We start from the raw sequence: 16,202 nt of genomic DNA, 5'->3' as shown, positions 1-16,202 counted from the left end.
GTCCCTGCGCGCTACACCCAGTGCGCTCCGCCCAATCGAGCCGAGAGGTGACCCGGACCCGTGAACAGCTCGTCCTGCCCCTGGAGATCGCCGCATGAGCCATCCCCTCCACGCCTTCGACTACCGCACCCTGCCCGTCGAGCCCCAGCCGAAGGACGAGCCGCCGAGCACCGCAGAGTTCTTCGCCCCGCAGCCGGCGACCCGGGCGCAACTGCCCGATCCGGCTCCTGTGCTCGCGCGCCTCACCCTCCTGGTCGTCGAGATCCTCGAGGGCTCACGCGAGATCGACCAGATCGCCCGCTGGTTGAGCGACGAGGTCTACCACCATCTGCAGAAGCGCGTCGTGCTCTCCGCTCGTTCGCGAGCCCTGGGCAAGCAGACGGGGCAGCGGGTCCCGTTCACGGTCGGCCGGGTGGTGATCACGGAGCCGCGGGACGGCGTCGTCGAGGGGGTGGTCCTGGTGCACAATCGCGCCCGCACGCGGGCCGTCGCGATTCGACTCGAGGGCACGGATGCGCGCTGGCGGGCGACCGCGATCAACGTTCTCTGACCAGGTGGTCAGCGGTCGCGGTCTCGCGCGGCCGGCAGGATGATCTCGACGCTTCTGCCGCGGATCGCCTCCTCCCGCGAGCTGCTAGCGGCCGAGGAGCGCGGAGCCGATCGTGTCGACACCGGCATCGTCCTCGATCCGGGGCGAGGCCGTGGTCGGAGACCGCTCCGCAGCCCTGCACCGTCGCCTCAGGACACAGCGGAGGGGGGTGGGACTCATGGTCGTCGCGGTGCCTCCCATTCCTCGAGCCGGGTCTGGTCTCCTACGCGCGCCACGGGAAGGCGGCGGCGGGGTCGCCCGGCCGAGCGCCTCCCTCCTGCTGAACGCCGACGGCCCCGGTTCCCGCTGCTGCGGAACCGGGGCCGTCGGACGTCGTCCGGGAGAACTCAGCGGCGCTTGGACTGCGCTCTGCGCTCCTCGCGGTTGGCGGGCGTCGCCTCCGAGCCGCCCGTCTTCTGGCCGAACGCACCGGTCACCGTGGGAGCCTCGTCCGCCTGGCCCTCGGGGAGCGCCGCGCGCGCCTCCTCGGCCCGGGCCTTGGCGGTCGCCGCCTGCTGCACCTGGCCGCGCTGGTTGCGGACTTCGACACCGCCGGAGTCGCTCGGAGCCGAGTAGCTGAGCTTTTCGGCCGGGGCAACCGGCTGTGCGAGACCCTTGGCCGCGACTGCGGCGACTTCGCCCTGCTGCTGCGTCACCTCGACCTCGAGGTTGAAGAGGAAGCCGACGGTCTCCTCGCGGATCTGTCCCATCATCTGCTGGAACAGGGCGAACCCCTCGCGCTGGTACTCGACCAGCGGATCGCGCTGCGCCATCGCGCGAAGGCCGATGCCGTCCTTGAGGTAGTCCATCTCGTAGAGGTGGTCGCGCCAGCGGCGGTCGATCACCGAGAGAACGACGCGGCGCTCGAGTTCGCGCATGGCCGGAGAACCCAGCTGCTCCTCGCGGCCCTGGTAGGCGAGCTTCGCGTCCGAAAGAATCTCGCGGCGCATGAACTCTTTGTTGATGCGGCCGCGGCTGCCCGCCTCCTGCACCACCTCGTCGATGGTCAGGCTGACCGGGTAGAGCGTCTTCAGCTCGGTCCAGAGGGCGTCGAAGTCCCAGTCATCGCCGTTGCCGTCTCCGGTGTGCACCTCGAGGATCTCGTCGATCACATCGACCAGGAACGTCTGGGTGCGCTCGTGGAGATCGTCGCCCTCGAGGATGTGCCTGCGGTCCGAATAGATCGCTTCGCGCTGGCGGTTGAGGACGTCGTCGTACTTGAGGACGTTCTTGCGGATCTCGGCGTTGCGCGCCTCCACCTGCGACTGCGCGCTGCGGATGGCGCGCGAGACGACCTTCGACTCGATCGCGATATCGTCCGGAACGTTGCCACGCCCCATCAGCGTCTCCGCAGCGCCGGAGTTGAACAGGCGCATCAGATCGTCGGTGAGCGAGAGGTAGAAGCGGCTCTCCCCCGGGTCACCCTGCCTGCCGGAGCGTCCGCGAAGCTGGTTGTCGATTCGTCGCGACTCGTGGCGCTCGGTGCCGAGGACATACAGACCGCCGGCGGCCTGCACCTTCTCGGCCTCCTCGGCCACCGTCGCCTTGACCGTGGCGAAGACGTCGTCCCAGGCGGCCTCGTAGTCCTCCGGCGTCTCGGAGGGGTTCAGACCCTTCGCCGTCATCTCGGCGACGGCGAGAAACTCCGCATTGCCGCCGAGCATGATGTCGGTGCCTCGACCAGCCATATTCGTCGCCACGGTGACCGCGCCCAGGCGACCGGCCTGAGCGACGATGGCCGCCTCCCGCGCGTGGTTCTTGGCGTTGAGCACCTCGTGCCGGACGCCCTTCTTGGCGAGCAGGCGGGAGAGGTACTCGCTCTTCTCGACGCTGGTCGTGCCCACGAGCACCGGCTGCCCGGCCGCGTGGCGCTCCGCGATGTCTTCCACGACCTGCGCGAACTTGACCTGCTCGTTCTTGTAGACGAGGTCGGCGTTATCGATGCGCTGCATCTTGCGGTTGGTCGGGATCGGGACGACGCCGAGCTTGTAGGTCGACATGAATTCGGCGGCCTCGGTCTCGGCCGTTCCGGTCATACCGGAGAGCTTGGAGTAGAGGCGGAAGTAGTTCTGCAGCGTGACGGTCGCGAGAGTCTGGTTCTCGGCCTTGACCTGCACGCCCTCCTTCGCCTCAATGGCCTGGTGGATGCCCTCGTTGTAGCGGCGACCGGCCAGGATGCGGCCGGTGTGCTCATCGACGATCAGGACCTCGCCGTTCAGCACGACGTAGTCCTTGTCTTTCTTGAACAGAGCACGCGCTTTGATCGCGTTGTTGAGGAAGGAGATCAGCGGGGTGTTCGCGGACTCGTAGAGGTTGTCGATGCCGAGGTAGTCCTCGACCTTCTCGATGCCGGGCTCGAGGACGCCGACGGTCCGCTTCTTCTCGTCGACCTCGAAGTCCTCGCCCTCGTCGAGGCGCTTGGCGAGGTTGGCGAACTCCGCGAACCAGCGGTTCGCCTCGCCCGATGCGGGTCCGGAGATGATCAGCGGCGTCCGGGCCTCGTCGATGAGGATCGAGTCGACCTCGTCAACGATGGCGTAGAAGTGGCCGCGCTGGACCATGTCCTGCGCTTGCCAGGCCATGTTGTCGCGCAGGTAGTCGAAGCCGAACTCGTTGTTCGTGCCGTAGGTGATGTCGGCTGCGTACTGCTCGCGGCGCTGCTCCGGGGTCTGACCGGAGAGGATCACGCCGGTTGTCATGCCGAGGGCGCGGAACACTCGGCCCATCAGCTCCGACTGGTAGGACGCGAGGAAGTCGTTGACCGTGACGATGTGCACGCCGCGGCTGGCGACCGCGTTCAGGTACGCGGGGAGAGTCGCGACGAGGGTCTTGCCCTCTCCGGTCTTCATCTCGGCGATGTTGCCCAGGTGCAGGGCGGCACCGCCCATCAGCTGCACGTCGAAGTGGCGCAGGCCCAGCGTCCGGCGCGACGCCTCGCGGACGGCGGCGAACGCCTCCGGCAGCAGGTCGTCGAGGGATTCGCCGTTCGAGTAGCGCTCGCGCAGCTCGACGGTCTCGTTCTTCAGCTCCTCGTCGCTGAGGTGCGTGAAGTCCTCTTCGAGGGCGTTGACGGCCTTCGCGTAGTTCTCGAGGCGGCGGATGACCCGCCCCTCCCCGACGCGAAGGACCTTTTCGAGGACAGAGGCCACGGGGTACTCCAAATAAGTAGAAGATCGAAGTCGCGCGCCGGAGCGCGGACCGCGACCAGCCTAGCCGGGGCGGACGGCGAGCGGTCCGGACGACGTGTCCGCCCTGGGCGGACTCCCTGGCAGGGCACGGGCGGACTTCTCGCCTGGGCGCGGGGAGGGCCCCGGAGCCGGTGCTCCGGGGCCCGAGGGTCGACTCTCAGCCGGCGGCCTGCTCGGCCAGCTCGTCGGCCTCGTCGCCGAGGCCGATCACGCCGTAATCCCAGCCCTTGCGGCGGTAGACCACGCTCGGGCGGTTCGTGTCGGAGTCGATGAAGAGGTAGAAGTCGTGGCCGACCAGCTCCATGTAGTCGACCGCATCATCGACGCTCATCGAGACGGAGGCGAAGACCTTCTTGCGAATCACGACGGGGCAGTACGGCTCCTCGGCCTCGTCTTCTGCGGGCTCCGGCGCCTCCTGAACCGGGACGACACCCGTGCTCAGCTGCTCCAGCACCGCGGCGTCGGCGGGCTGGATGGCGACGACGCTGAAGTCGTCGGCGGCCGCGTCGCGGAGCGAGGTCGGCCGATGCTGGCCCCGATGGACCTTCTTGCGGTCCTTGGCTCGTCGCACGCGTTCCAGGAGCCGCCCGATGGCGACGTCGAACGCCGCGTACTTGTCGGCTCCGCTCGCCTCGGCCCGCACCACGGGCCCCTTGCCGATCAGCGTGAGCTCCACTCGGTCGCCGCCGGCCGAGCCCTTGCCCTCGGCGTGCCTGCTCGCTTTGATCTCGAGTGCGAGAGCACGATCGGCGAGGTGCGCCACCTTGTCCGACTTCTCCGTCGCGTACGCGCGGAAGCGATCGGTGATGTCGATGTTGCGTCCTGTGATGTCGATGTCCATGACAACCTCCCAGTCGAGTACGGCGTGCCGCCTTGCTCCGGGGCGGACCGTTCACGCCGTGCCCCCACCGTAGACCCCGGTCACCCGATCGTCACCGGGAGTTCCACGGGATTCTGCTGGTACGTCACCCGCCCGTCTCTCTGTGCCTGCGAGCGCGGCCGCCGATCGGACCGAGCCGCCCGCCGCGCGCACGGCGCGCCGCAGCTCGAGCAGAGTCGCTCCGGAGGTGACCACGTCGTCCACGAGCACCACCGGCGGCCAGCAGGAGAGCGGCCGACGGGCGAGGAAGGCGCCGTCGAGGTTGCCGTGCCGGTCGGCGCGGCCGAGACCGACCTGGTCCCGGAGCACCCGGGACCGCCGCAGCGGATGCATGGCGCGCCCGCCCGCTGCGGCGACCAGCAGCGCGACGGGGTCGGCCCCGCGCCGCACTCGCGCTGCCCACGAGCCTGGCGGCACGACAAGCGCGGCGGCACTTCCGGCGAGCGCCGCTCCGAGCGCCGGGCGCAGGAGGGCGGCGAGCGGGGCGAGGGCCGCGGTGCGCCCCTCCTCCTTGAACGCCACGAGGAGACGGCGCACCGTCCCGGCGTAGGCAGCGCCGACGGCGACCAGGAGCGGATCCTCCGGCGGCCCGAGCACGCGCGTCCGCACGCCCCCGGCGCGGGCGGCCTCGGCGCGGCAGCCCGAGCAGGGCGCTCGGCTGGTGGCGGCTCCGCAGGCGGGGCAGTCGAGCGGAAGGAGAACGGCGAGGGCGTCGAGGAGGTGAGCGGAGAGCATGCCTCTACAGTCGCCGCTCCCTCGCCGGCCCCGGGGGCGAAACGACCTGATCGGGACGATTGGGGGCCCGTCGGCGCCTGTGGAGGAGCACCCGGCACCCGGAGCAGCCGATTCCCGGACCACCCGGCATCGGACCGATCAGGACCCGATGCCGGTCTGCCCGGCGAGCAGGCGGATCTCGGTCGCGATCGTCTGCCAGGCCGAGCCGCGCTGCTGCCGCAGCTCGCCGCCCTCCGCCAGGATGCGGATCTGAGTCGCGGTGTTGCCTGCGGCGATCTGCACGGTGCCGGTCGTCGTGCCGAGCGCGGTCGCTCCTCCGCCGATCAGGTTCATCGTCACGGCGTCCTCCCCCGTCGAAGCGCGGACGACCGAGACGACGTCCAGCTCGTCCGTCCAGGCGGCGGCGACCGCGGTCCCGAGCGTGGAGCGCAGGACCACCGGCTCGCCGACCGCGACAGGATCGCCGTCGCGGGAGCGAGTGATCCCGGCCACGAGAACCGTCGCCTGCTGGCCGTCCTGCGCCAGCGCGAGCATCCGGGTGCCGTCGCGTGACACGGCGATCGAGGCGAGCGACTCGACCTCGCTCCAGGCGGTCGCGACCTGCAGCGATCGGGAGCCGTCGGCGGAGTAGGCCACCAGCTGGCCCGGAGAAGCGGACGGCACCGACCAGACGTAGCCGAGCGGATCGAGTGTCGGCGCGAGGAGAGCCGAGCGGGCATCGAGCAGGACGTCGCCCCCGCCCGAGTCGATCAGGCTCACGCCCGCGGAGGTGAGCACCGCGGCCGCCGCGTCGGAGTCGGCCCCGCGCTGCCCGCCCAGGACCGCCGCCTGCGGCCGCAAGGCCTCGATCCGGTCGGAGACCCCGATGCCGACGAGTCCGGAGGAGCCGAGGAAGCCGAACGCGTCGTCCGTGAGGACGAGCGGCCGGGTGTCGACGCGGGGCGAGGTCGGCAGTCCGGTGACCTCAGCGGGCACCTCGATCGGATTCTGCTCGACCGAGAGCGCGACTGCGGTGACATTGGAGACCTTCGCGAGACTCCGCTTGAGCTGGAGCGCCATCAGCCTCCACTGCGCCTGATCGGCCTCGAGCGCGGCCGAGTTCAGATCGACCACCGCGCGCTGCGACTCGACCGGCACCGTCTCGGCCGCGAGAGTCGTCCCCGTCGGGAACGCGGAGACGACGGCGGCGGAGTCGCGCAACCAGGGCGTCGGCCCGCGCAGGAGCTCCGTGACGATCGTGGTACTGGTCGAGCTGTCGGCGCGCGAAGCGAACCAGCGCAGATCCGGCACCAGGTAGCGGTAGCTCGGGTCGAAGAAGTAGAGGGCGTGCGTCGAGAAGACCTGCTCGAAGGTGGTGCGGTCGATGACGACACCGCTCGGCGGCGCGCTGATACGCCACTGCCCGTTCTCCTGCACGAAGCCGTAGTCCAGGCTGAGGGCAGCGGTGGTGGCGACGTCGGTGTACACGCCGGTCGCGTCGACCTCGGCGACCGGGGTGATGGTCAGCGAGAGGGTGGATGCCGACTGCGGCGAGGCGGAGCGTTGGCCCTCGTCGACCGTCACGTGCTCGCCCGGGGTCCAGTCGGCTCCGGTGGAGAGGAACTCGCGCGCGATCTTGTAGTTGTTCTGCGGGCTCGACGCGGCGTCGATGAAGCCGGTGAGGATGTCGCGCTGCGACGCTCCGACGGCGGGTCCCGACGGGAGGAAGTCGTACTGCAGGTCCTGCGGGGCCACGTCTGGCCGTCCCACCCCGACGTCGCCGTCGCGCGGAATCCCCGTACAGCCGGTCAACCCGAGTGCGAGCAAGGCGGCGACCGCGGCCGCGCGAAGAGCACCGCGCTTCACGGGAGCACACCTGCCGCGGGGACCGGCGGCTCCTGAACCGGCGGGAGGACGATCAGGCCGCTGTAGGCCTGTTCGCCCGCGTCCAGCGGGGGCAGCGGGAGCGGGGAGGCCTCGATCCGCTCGCCGCGGTGGCGGGGCACGGTGAGGCGGAAGCAGGCACCGCGGTCGGGCATCGACCAGACCTGGAGCCAGCCGTGGTGCAGAGCGGTGTCCTCCTGGGCGATCGAGAGGCCGAGCCCGGTGCCGCCGAGGGTGCGGCGGCGGGACGGATCGGCACGCCAGAAGCGGTCGAAGACGCGCACCACCTCCTCGCTGCTCATGCCGTGGCCGTAGTCGCGGACGGCCAGGGCGACGGCGCTGGCGTTGCTGTCCACAGTGACGACGATCTCGCGGCCGTCGCCGTGCTCGATCGCGTTGCCGAGCAGGTTGCGAACGATCCGGCGGATGCGGCGCGGGTCGAGGTCGGCATCGAAGTAGCCGCCGGGAGCGGAGAGGGTGAGCTGGGAGCCGTTGGCCTCGGCGATCCCGCGCATCGCGTCGATCTCCTCGCCCGCGAGCTTCACCAGGTTGACCGGCTCGAGCTCCAGCTCGGCCGAGCCCGCGTCGTGCCGGGAGATCTCGAGCAGGTCGGCCAGCAGGCTCTCGAAGCGGCCGATCTGGCTGTGCAGCAACTCGACGGTGCGCTCGGCGACCGGCGCGAAGCCCTCGCGCTGGTCGTACAGGACGTCGCCCGCGAGCTTCATCGTCGTCAGCGGGGTGCGCAACTCGTGCGAGACGTCCGAGACGAAGCGCTGCTGCACCTGGCTCAGCGTCGCCAGCTCGCTGATCCGGTCCTGGAGGCTGTCGGCCATGCCGTTGAAGGAGCGGGCGAGGGTCGCGATCACATCTTGGCCGCGCTCCGGGATCCGCACGTCGAAGTCGCCGCCGGCGAGACGCTGGCTCGTCTCGGCCGCGACGCGCACCGGTGCGACGACGATCCGCACCACCACCCAACTGACCGCGCCGATCAGGAGGATGAGCAGGATCCCGGCCACGTTGAGCACCTGCTGCACGAACTGCAGGGTGCGCTCCGCGTCCGCGAGGGAGTAGCCGATGTACAGCTCGTAGCGGCCGGCAGAGCTGGGCAGCTGGAGGGTCGAGCCGACCAGGATCCCCGGCCGCTGCTGACCGGAGGCGCTGAGCGTCACCGACTGCCAGTACTGACCGTCCGAGCCGGCCTGCACCCGTTCCCGCAGCTCGTCGCTGATCACGCCGTTCTGCAGCTCGCGGTTGTAGATGTCCTGCGGTGCGAGCGAGGACGCCTCCTGGTCGGGCGAGCGCACGACGGCGATCAGCGCGGAGGAGGACGCATCGCGGACGGCGGTACGCACCGAACTCATCACCTCCTCCATGTCCTGCCGGGTGGAGACGGTGGCAGCGTCGAGGTAGGCCTGTGCCGCGCGGGTCGCACGCGAGGTGTCGCCCGTGACCTGGGTCAGCCGGGACTGGAACAGGTTGTCGCTGATGCTGTACGAGAGGTAGACGCCGGTGGAGCCGATCGCGATGCCGCTGAGCAGCACGGTGATGGCGACGGCCCGGAACTGCAGCGAGGTGCGCCACACCCCGAGCACGCGACGGGGCCAGCGGCGCAGGCGGGGAGCGGCGAAGCGAGGCACGGTCAGCTCGGCAGCACGGCACCGGCGCGGTAGCCGACTCCGCGCACGGTCATCACGATGCGCGGATCGTCCGGGTCCTTCTCGACCTTCGCCCGCAGACGCTGCACGTGCACGTTCACCAGCCGAGTGTCGGCCTTGTAGTGGTAGCCCCAGACCTGCTCGAGCAGCATCTCGCGGGTGAAGACCTGCTGCGGTTTCGAGGCGAGAGCGAGGAGCAGGTCGAACTCGAGCGGCGTGAGGCCGATGCGAGTCTCGCCGCGGCGCACCTCGTGCCCGGCGACGTCCAGGCTCAGGTCGCCGACCTGCAGCACCGCGTTGGCGGCGGCGGTGGACGGGCGCAGGCGCGTCTTGATCCGCGCGACGAGCTCTTTGGGGTCGAACGGCTTGACCATGTAGTCGTCGGCGCCGGACTCGAGCCCCTGCACCACGTCGGCGGTGTCGGACTTGGCGGTGAGCATGATGACCGGGACGCCGGACTCGGCACGGATCGCGCGGCACACCTCGATGCCGTCGATGCCGGGGAGCATCAGGTCGAGCAGCACCAGGTCGGGACGGCTGTGACGGAAGGCCTCGAGCGCGCCGGAGCCGTCGGCGCAGAAGGAGACATCGTAGCCGTCCGCGCCGAGCACGATGCCGATCATCTCGGCCAGGGCGGCGTCGTCGTCGACCACCAGAATGCGCGCGCTCATCGGTCTGCTCTTCCTCGTCTCGGGTCGCGCCCGCCGACGGCGCACACGGTGACCGCTCCAGGCTAACCGACGCACCTCGCTCCGGGCGGGAGCGGGAAAGGCCCGCGAGGGGAGGTCCCCGGCCGCACGCCTGTGACAGCATGGGAGGGATGACCGACGCACCTCCTTGGCCTCCGCCCGCAGGGCGCCCGGATGACGCGGCCGCCCCGGCGCAGGACGGTTCCCGGCACCCGCCGACAGCACCCGCCGCACCGCCGGCAGCGCCCGCCCCCGCGTCCTGGTCGCCCGCGCCGCCGGTCGCCGGGCCGTGGTCGCCGACCCCCGCCGCCGGCCCCTGGTCTCCCGCAGCCGGTTCGGAGACGAGCGGCCCCGGTCGCTCCGCTGCGGGCTGGACTCCCCCGCCCAGGCCCGGCCTCGTGCCGCTGCGCCCACTCGGCTTCGGCACCCTGCTCGGGGCCCCGTTCCAGGTCCTCCGCCGCAGTCCCCGCACCACTCTCGGGGTCGCCCTGCTGGTGCAGGGCCTGGGCTCCGTGCTCGCCCTGGCGGTGTACGGCCTGATCGCCGTGCTCGCCGTCGGGCGTATCGCGCAGGCACAGGCGGCGGACCGCGACGCGGTCGGCGCGGGCTCCCTGGCGGTCGTGATCCTCGCGGCGCTGATCCCCCTCGCCGTCTCCCTCACCACCGGCGCCCTGGTTCAGGGCGTGGTCGTGCTGGAGGTCTCGCGCGGGGTCCTCGGCGAGCGCTCGACTCTCCGGCAGCTGCTCGCCCGGCTCCGCGGCCGCTTCTGGGCGCTGATCGGCTGGACCGTCCTGCAGGGTGTCGGCTACCTGCTCCTGGTGCTCCTCGCCGTGGCGCTGGCCGTGCCGCTCTTCCTCATCGGGGCGCAGAACGACTCCTCGAGCGCGATCATCGGCGGGATCCTGGTCCTCATCGGATCCGGCCTGACGGCCCTCGCCCTCAGCGTCTGGCTCTCGACGAAGCTGGCCCTGGTGCCGACTCTGATCGTCCTGGAGCGGCGACCGCTGCGCCGAGCGGTCGCCCGCTCCTGGCGCCTGGTGACGGGGGGATTCTGGCGGACATTCGGCTCGCTCGCGCTGATGACGGCGATCATCCAGACGGCGGGCCAGATCGTGGCCCTCCCGTTCAGCCTGCTCATCCCGATCGCCGGTGCCCTGATCGCTCCGACCGACCCGGAGGCGCAGGTCGTCTCCTCGCTGGTGGTCTCCATCGCCTCCGTCGCCCTGGGCCTGGTGATCGGCGCTGTCGGCACGGTGCTGCAGTCGGCGCTGACGGGCCTGGTCTACCTCGACCGGCGGATGCGCCGGGAGGGCTTCGACCTGGTGCTGCTGCGCCACGTCGAGGAACGCGCCGCAGGGCGCCCGTCGCCCGATCCCTTCCCCGTGCCGGAACGCCCGTGACCCTGGCCGCGGTTCCCCTCGACCCCGACGCGAACGAGGCCCGCCGCCTCCTCCTCGAGGAGCTCGCCGACCCGCGCTACCGCGCGGCCGAGCCGACTCTCTTCGATCGGGTGGTGCAGGCGATCCGCGACTGGTTCACCTCGCTCACCCTGCCGGGCGACGGGCCGCCGGTGCCGGTCGCCGCGGTGATCGGTGTGCTGGTGCTGGTGGCGCTCGTGGTCGCGGCACTGCTGATCGCCGGGCGCCCGCGCGTCGCACGCCGCAGCGCTGTCACCGGAGCGGTGCTCGCCGACGACGACACCCGCTCGGCCGCGGCGCTCCGATCGCTCGCCGAGGCCGCCGCCGCTCGCGGGGACTGGGATGAGGCGCTGGTCGAGCGTTTCCGCGCTCTGGTGCGTTCGCTCGACGAGCGGACGGTCCTGCGGGTCTCGCCCGGCACCACTGCGCTCGGACTGTCCTCACGGGCCTCGGCCGCGTTCCCCTCCTCCACCGCCGCGCTGCGCCGCGCGGCCGACGACTTCGACCGCGTCCGCTACCTCGGGCAGCCGTGCGGATCCGCCGAGTACGAGCGAGTCGCGGCTCTGGACCGCGAGCTCGCCGCCGCCTCGCCGATCCTGGACGCCCTCGGGGCGACCCGGTGAGCGTTGCCGCGGTATCGACCCCGACTCTCGGTGCGCTGCTGCGGCGGGGGCGGGTGTGGGCGCTGCTGCTGGTGATCGTCGCGGTCGGCACTCTGCTGATCACCGTCGCCACCGGCGCCCGCGTGGCCGCCCCGGACCTCGACGTCGACAGCGCGACTCCGGACGGCGCCCGCGCGCTCGCGCAGGTGCTGCGGGATCAGGGCGTGGACGTCGTGCGAGCCGACGACCTTGACTCCGCCCTCGCCGCCCTTTCCCCCGGCGCGACCCTGCTCGTCGACGACCCGGACGTCGCCCTCGACAAGTCCCAGTACCGCCGGCTCGCCCGAGCCTCCGCTGCACTGGTACTGGTCGCCCCCGGCGGAGCCGCGCTCGACGCGCTGCTGCCGGACGTCCGCTTCGCCGGCTCACCCGCCGACGACGGCCCGCTCCGCGCCGAGTGCACGCTGCCCGCGGCCGAGCGCGCCGGCACGCTCCCCTCCGGAGGGAACGCCTTTCGGATCCTCGAGGGGGGTGCCGTGGGCTGTTTTCCCTCGGGCGACGACGGATTTCTCGTGGTGAGCAGCACGTTCCCCCAGGGTGCGCAGGTCACGGCGATCGGCGACGCCGATCTGCTCCGCAATGGCACCATCGCTCAGGAAGGCCGGGCCGCGTTCGCGCTCGGCCTGCTCGGCCGCGAGGACCGGCTGGTCTGGTACCGCGCACAGCCAGCGGATTCGGCGAGCGCCGTCCCCTCGACCGCCGACCTCGCGCCGGGCTGGGTGACTCCGGCCCTCCTGCTCCTGGTCGCCGTCGTCGTCGCCTCCGCACTCTGGCGCGGGCGCCGTTTCGGCCCGCTCGCGGTCGAGCCGCTGCCGGTCATCGTGCACGCGAGCGAGACCGCCCGGGGCCGGGCCCGGCTGTACGCTCGCGGTGCGCTGCGCCCGCGCGCTCTCGACGCCCTGCGCATCGCCACCCTCCGGCGCACGGCCGCGCTCCTGGGCCTGGCTCCAGCGACCGGAGTCGACGAGATCGTGGCGGTCGCGGCCGAGCGCCTCGGCCGGGATCCGGCCGCGCTGCGCCGGCTCCTGATCGACGACGTGCCCGGCGACGACACCGCGCTCGTCGCCGCCTCCGACGAACTCCTGCGCTTCGAGAGCGCGCTGCGCGCCGCCCTCTCCCCGACTCCCGCCCGACGACCGGAAGGCCCCTCCCGATGAGCGACACCACCCCCTCTGCCCGGCACGGAGCGCCGGTCTCCGACGACGATCTGCGCGCCGAACTCGACCGTGTCCGCTCCGAGGTCGGCCGCGCGGTCGTCGGCCAGGACGGCGCTGTGTCCGGGCTGCTGATCGCTCTGCTCGCGGGCGGCCACGTGCTGCTGGAGGGCGTCCCCGGAGTCGCGAAGACGCTCCTGGTGCGCGCGCTGTCCGTCTCGCTCGGGCTCGACACCCGGCGCGTGCAGTTCACCCCTGACCTGATGCCCGGCGACATCACGGGCTCGCTGGTCTACGACGCATCGACGTCCGACTTCGCCTTCCGCGAGGGCCCGGTCTTCACCAATCTCCTGCTGGCGGACGAGATCAACCGCACCCCGCCGAAGACCCAGGCCGCGCTCCTGGAGGCGATGGAGGAGCGCCAGGTCAGCGTCGACGGGCGCACGCTCGCGCTGCCGGATCCCTTCCTCGTCGCCGCGACGCAGAACCCGGTGGAGTACGAGGGCACCTACGTGCTCCCGGAGGCCCAGCTCGACCGGTTCCTCCTGAAACTCGTGCTGGACATCCCGCCGCGCGACGTCGAGGTGGAGGTCCTCTCGCGCCACGCCGCCGGATTCGATCCGCGCGACCTCGGTGCAGCAGGCGTGCGCCCCGTACTCGACGCCGCCCGGCTCCGCGCCGCGCAGGCCTCGGCCCGCCGAGTCGGCGCCGGCCCCGACGTCCTCGGCTACATCGTCGACCTCGCCCGAGCCACCCGCGAAAGCCCGAGCGTCAAGCTCGGCACCAGCCCCCGCGGCTCGACAGCGCTGCTGGCCGCGTCTCGCGCCTGGGCCTGGCTGAACGGTTACGGCTCGATCACCCCCGACCACGTGCAGGCGATGGTCCTGCCGGTGCTGCGCCACCGCATTCAGCTGGAGCCGGAGGCGGAGCTCGAGGGCGTGCGCACCGAGGCGGTCCTGGGCGGGATCCTGCAGCAGGTCCGCGTCCCGGTCTGAGCCCGTGCACCTCACCGGACGCAGTGTCCTCGTCCTCCTCGTCGGCCTCGTGCCGGTCGTCTTGCTCGGCGGCCGCGCCGAGGTCGCCTTCGCTGTGCTCGGGCTCTGGCTCCTGGTCTGGGCGGTCCTGGTCGGAGTCGACGTCGCGGTCGCCGGCTCGCCGCGCGCCGTCGCACTTGAGCGGCGGGCGCCGGACCGAGTGCGGCTCGGCGAGCGGGCCGAGGCGACCCTCCTGGTCACGAACACCGGGCCCAGAAGGGTCACGGGAGTCCTTCGCGACGCCTGGGAGCCCTCGGCCGGTGCGCTCGAGACCCGGTCGCCCGTGCGTCTGCCTCCGGGCGAGCGCCGCGCAGTCGTCACCGTGCTCGAGCCGCGCCGCCGCGGCGAGCGCCGGGCGGTCCACGTGACGATCCGCTCCCTCGGGCCGCTCGGCCTGGCCGGGCGCCAGGCCACGCGGGCCGCGCCGGCGGTCGTCCGGGTGCTCCCCGCCTTCCGCTCCCGTCGCCACCTGCCGTCGCGTCTCGCGCGGCTGCGGGAGCTGGAGGGACGCACCAGCGTCATGATCCGCGGGCAGGGGACGGAGTTCGACAGCCTGCGCGAGTACGTCCGTGGCGACGACGTCCGCTCGCTCGACTGGCGGGCGACCGCGCGTCGCCGGGAGCCGGTCGTCCGGACCTGGCGCCCCGAGCGCGACCGGCGCGTGATCGTCGTGCTCGACACGGGCCGCACCTCCGCCGCCCGGATCGAGGACGAGCCGCGCCTGGACACGGCGATCGAGGCCTCGCTCCTGCTGGCCGCCCTGGCCGCCTCCGCCGGCGACCGGGTCGACGTGCTGGCGTTCGACCGCGCCCGCCGCGCTCGCGTCCACGGCGCCACCGGATCGGAGGTGCTGACCCGCGTGGTCGACGCCCTCGTCCCCGTGCAGCCCCGGCTGATCGAGACCGACTGGGCGGCCGTCCCCGCGCAGGTGCGCACCCTCGCCTCCCAGCGCTCCCTGGTGGTGCTGCTCACCGCACTCGACTCGGTCGGCTCGGCGGAGGGACTGCTCGCGGTGCTCCCGCAGCTCACCCGAGTGCACACCGTCGTGGTCGCCTGCGCGCTCGATCCTGAGCTGCAACGGATGGCGGCCGACCGCGGTGACCGGGCCGCGATCTACTCCGCTGCCGCCGCAGAGCGCGCACTCGCCGACGTGGAGCGACTCTCCGCGGCCGTCCGCCGCCTCGGCGGGGACGTGGTGCTCGGCAGCCCGTCCGCACTGCCGCCGGCGCTCGCCGACCGCTACCTCGCGCTGAAGGCCGCCGGGCGGCTCTGACACACCGAGGTCGCTCCGCCGTGGTCAGCCGGCCGCGATGCTCCGCGACCCGGCCTCGAAGCGGTCGAGGTCGCCCGTCTCGCCCGCCCGGGCGGCCCGGCCCCCGACGACGACCATGTAGACCAGGAAAGCGCCCAGCGCGAGCGAGCCGATCCCGATCTTCAGCCACCAGGGCCACGGCGCGGGAGTGACGAAACCCTCGATCACGCCTGAGACCCCCAGCACGAAGACCAGGCCGATCGCGACCGTGAACAGACTGCGCGCGTCCTCGGCGAGCGCCTGCCCGCGGGTGCGCGGTCCCGGAGCGATCCAGGCCCAGAAGATCCGCAGGCCCGCCGCCGCCGCAACGAACACGGCCGTCAGCTCGAGCTGCCCGTGCGGCGCGATGTAGAGGAAGAAGGTGTCGCCCTCGCCCACGTGGAACATCACCGCGATCGAGGTGCCGAGGTTCTGCGCATTCTGCAGCAGGATGTACGGCACGTAGACGCCGACGATCCCGAAAGCCACGCACTGTGCCGCGATCCAGGCGTTGTTGGTCCACACCTGGCCGGCGAATGACGCGGCCGGGTTCTCGGAGTAGTAGTCGATGAAGTCGCCGCGGGCAAAGCGCCGCAGCTCCTCGTCGTCACCGAGCGCCGCGAGCACGCGCGGGTCGCCGAGGATCCAGACCGCATACAGCGTCGCCACCACCGCGGTCGCCAGGGCCACGGTGAGCGTCAGCCAGCGGAGCCGATACAGCGCCGCCGGGAGGGACAGGACGACGAAGCGGGAGACAGCGGCCAGCGGCTCCGCGCGGGTCCCGGTCAGCCGCCCCCGTGCCCGCGAGAGCGAGACGGCCAGTCTCGCGCCGACGGCCGTCGATCCGGCGGTGGCGGAGATCGCGGCGAGATCCGCGGACGCGGCCTGATAGCGCTCGATCAGCTCGTCCGCCTCGGCTCCGCTCAGTCGGCGCCGGCGCGAGAGTTCGTCCAGGCGGGTCCACTGCGCAGCGCGCGCGGCCGAGAGAGCGTCGATGTCCATCTCCTGACAGGATAGCCAGGCATGCCGCCGAGGCCGAGCATC

Annotated in this window: 13 protein-coding genes; 6 read left to right on the top strand and 7 right to left on the bottom strand. The window is 72.2% G+C overall.

Annotated features, from left to right (window positions below; genetic code table 11):
* Positions 1-94 precede the first annotated feature (94 nt).
* Complete coding sequence (locus tag C5D07_RS08095; RefSeq protein ID WP_219817263.1) at positions 95-550, top strand: Rv3235 family protein; 456 nt, start codon at positions 95-97, stop codon at positions 548-550.
* 386 nt (positions 551-936) lie between these two features.
* On the opposite strand, the gene secA is transcribed toward C5D07_RS08095, so the two are convergent.
* The 6 genes from secA to mtrA form a co-directional block, all read right to left on the bottom strand.
* Positions 937-3,738 (bottom strand): preprotein translocase subunit SecA, encoded by a 2,802-nt coding sequence (gene secA / locus C5D07_RS08090; RefSeq protein WP_104259084.1) that lies wholly within the window; start codon positions 3,736-3,738, stop codon positions 937-939.
* Positions 3,739-3,934: 196 nt separating this feature from the next.
* Positions 3,935-4,618: a ribosome hibernation-promoting factor, HPF/YfiA family gene (hpf, locus tag C5D07_RS08085; RefSeq protein WP_104259083.1), complete on the bottom strand. Its 684-nt coding sequence runs from the start codon at positions 4,616-4,618 to the stop codon at positions 3,935-3,937.
* Positions 4,619-4,669: 51 nt separating this feature from the next.
* Positions 4,670-5,392: a ComF family protein gene (locus C5D07_RS08080; protein ID WP_104259082.1), complete on the bottom strand. Its 723-nt coding sequence runs from the start codon at positions 5,390-5,392 to the stop codon at positions 4,670-4,672.
* A gap of 138 nt (positions 5,393-5,530) precedes the next feature.
* The gene (locus C5D07_RS08075; protein ID WP_170063524.1) at positions 5,531-7,126 is read right to left on the bottom strand and encodes an LpqB family beta-propeller domain-containing protein; all 1,596 of its coding nucleotides are present in this window, start codon (positions 7,124-7,126) and stop codon (positions 5,531-5,533) included.
* 107 nt (positions 7,127-7,233) lie between these two features.
* Positions 7,234-8,892, bottom strand: a complete 1,659-nt coding sequence (gene mtrB, locus C5D07_RS08070) for an MtrAB system histidine kinase MtrB (RefSeq protein ID WP_237358161.1) — start codon at positions 8,890-8,892, stop codon at positions 7,234-7,236.
* Positions 8,893-8,894: 2 nt separating this feature from the next.
* Positions 8,895-9,581 (bottom strand): MtrAB system response regulator MtrA, encoded by a 687-nt coding sequence (gene mtrA, locus C5D07_RS08065; RefSeq protein ID WP_068257444.1) that lies wholly within the window; start codon positions 9,579-9,581, stop codon positions 8,895-8,897.
* A gap of 416 nt (positions 9,582-9,997) precedes the next feature.
* Between mtrA and C5D07_RS08060 the strand changes: the two genes are divergently transcribed.
* Genes C5D07_RS08060 through C5D07_RS08040 form a run of 5 tightly spaced genes read left to right on the top strand, consistent with a single transcriptional unit; the run spans position 9,998 to position 15,140 of the window.
* Positions 9,998-10,999, top strand: a complete 1,002-nt coding sequence (locus C5D07_RS08060) for a hypothetical protein (protein WP_104259080.1) — start codon at positions 9,998-10,000, stop codon at positions 10,997-10,999.
* Entirely contained in the window at positions 10,996-11,640 is a 645-nt protein-coding gene (locus C5D07_RS08055) for a DUF4129 domain-containing protein (protein WP_104259079.1), read from the top strand. Before C5D07_RS08060 ends, C5D07_RS08055 begins: the two co-directional genes overlap by 4 nt.
* A complete protein-coding gene (locus C5D07_RS08050) occupies positions 11,637-12,836 on the top strand; it encodes a DUF4350 domain-containing protein (RefSeq protein ID WP_170063523.1) in 1,200 nt (399 codons plus the stop codon). The genes C5D07_RS08055 and C5D07_RS08050 overlap by 4 nt, the downstream gene beginning before the upstream one ends.
* Positions 12,833-13,828: an AAA family ATPase gene (locus C5D07_RS08045; protein WP_104259077.1), complete on the top strand. Its 996-nt coding sequence runs from the start codon at positions 12,833-12,835 to the stop codon at positions 13,826-13,828. Before C5D07_RS08050 ends, C5D07_RS08045 begins: the two co-directional genes overlap by 4 nt.
* 4 nt (positions 13,829-13,832) lie before the next feature.
* Positions 13,833-15,140: a DUF58 domain-containing protein gene (locus C5D07_RS08040; protein WP_104259076.1), complete on the top strand. Its 1,308-nt coding sequence runs from the start codon at positions 13,833-13,835 to the stop codon at positions 15,138-15,140.
* Positions 15,141-15,164: 24 nt separating this feature from the next.
* Here the strand turns inward: C5D07_RS08040 and C5D07_RS08035 are convergent, their stop codons facing one another.
* A complete protein-coding gene (locus C5D07_RS08035) occupies positions 15,165-16,160 on the bottom strand; it encodes a stage II sporulation protein M (protein WP_104259075.1) in 996 nt (331 codons plus the stop codon).
* Positions 16,161-16,202: the final 42 nt, after the last annotated feature.

It is taken from the genome of Rathayibacter tritici (genome assembly GCF_002932875.1).
Classification (GTDB): Bacteria; Actinomycetota; Actinomycetes; order Actinomycetales; family Microbacteriaceae; genus Rathayibacter; species Rathayibacter tritici.
This window is presented reverse-complemented; position numbering and strand designations above follow the sequence as displayed.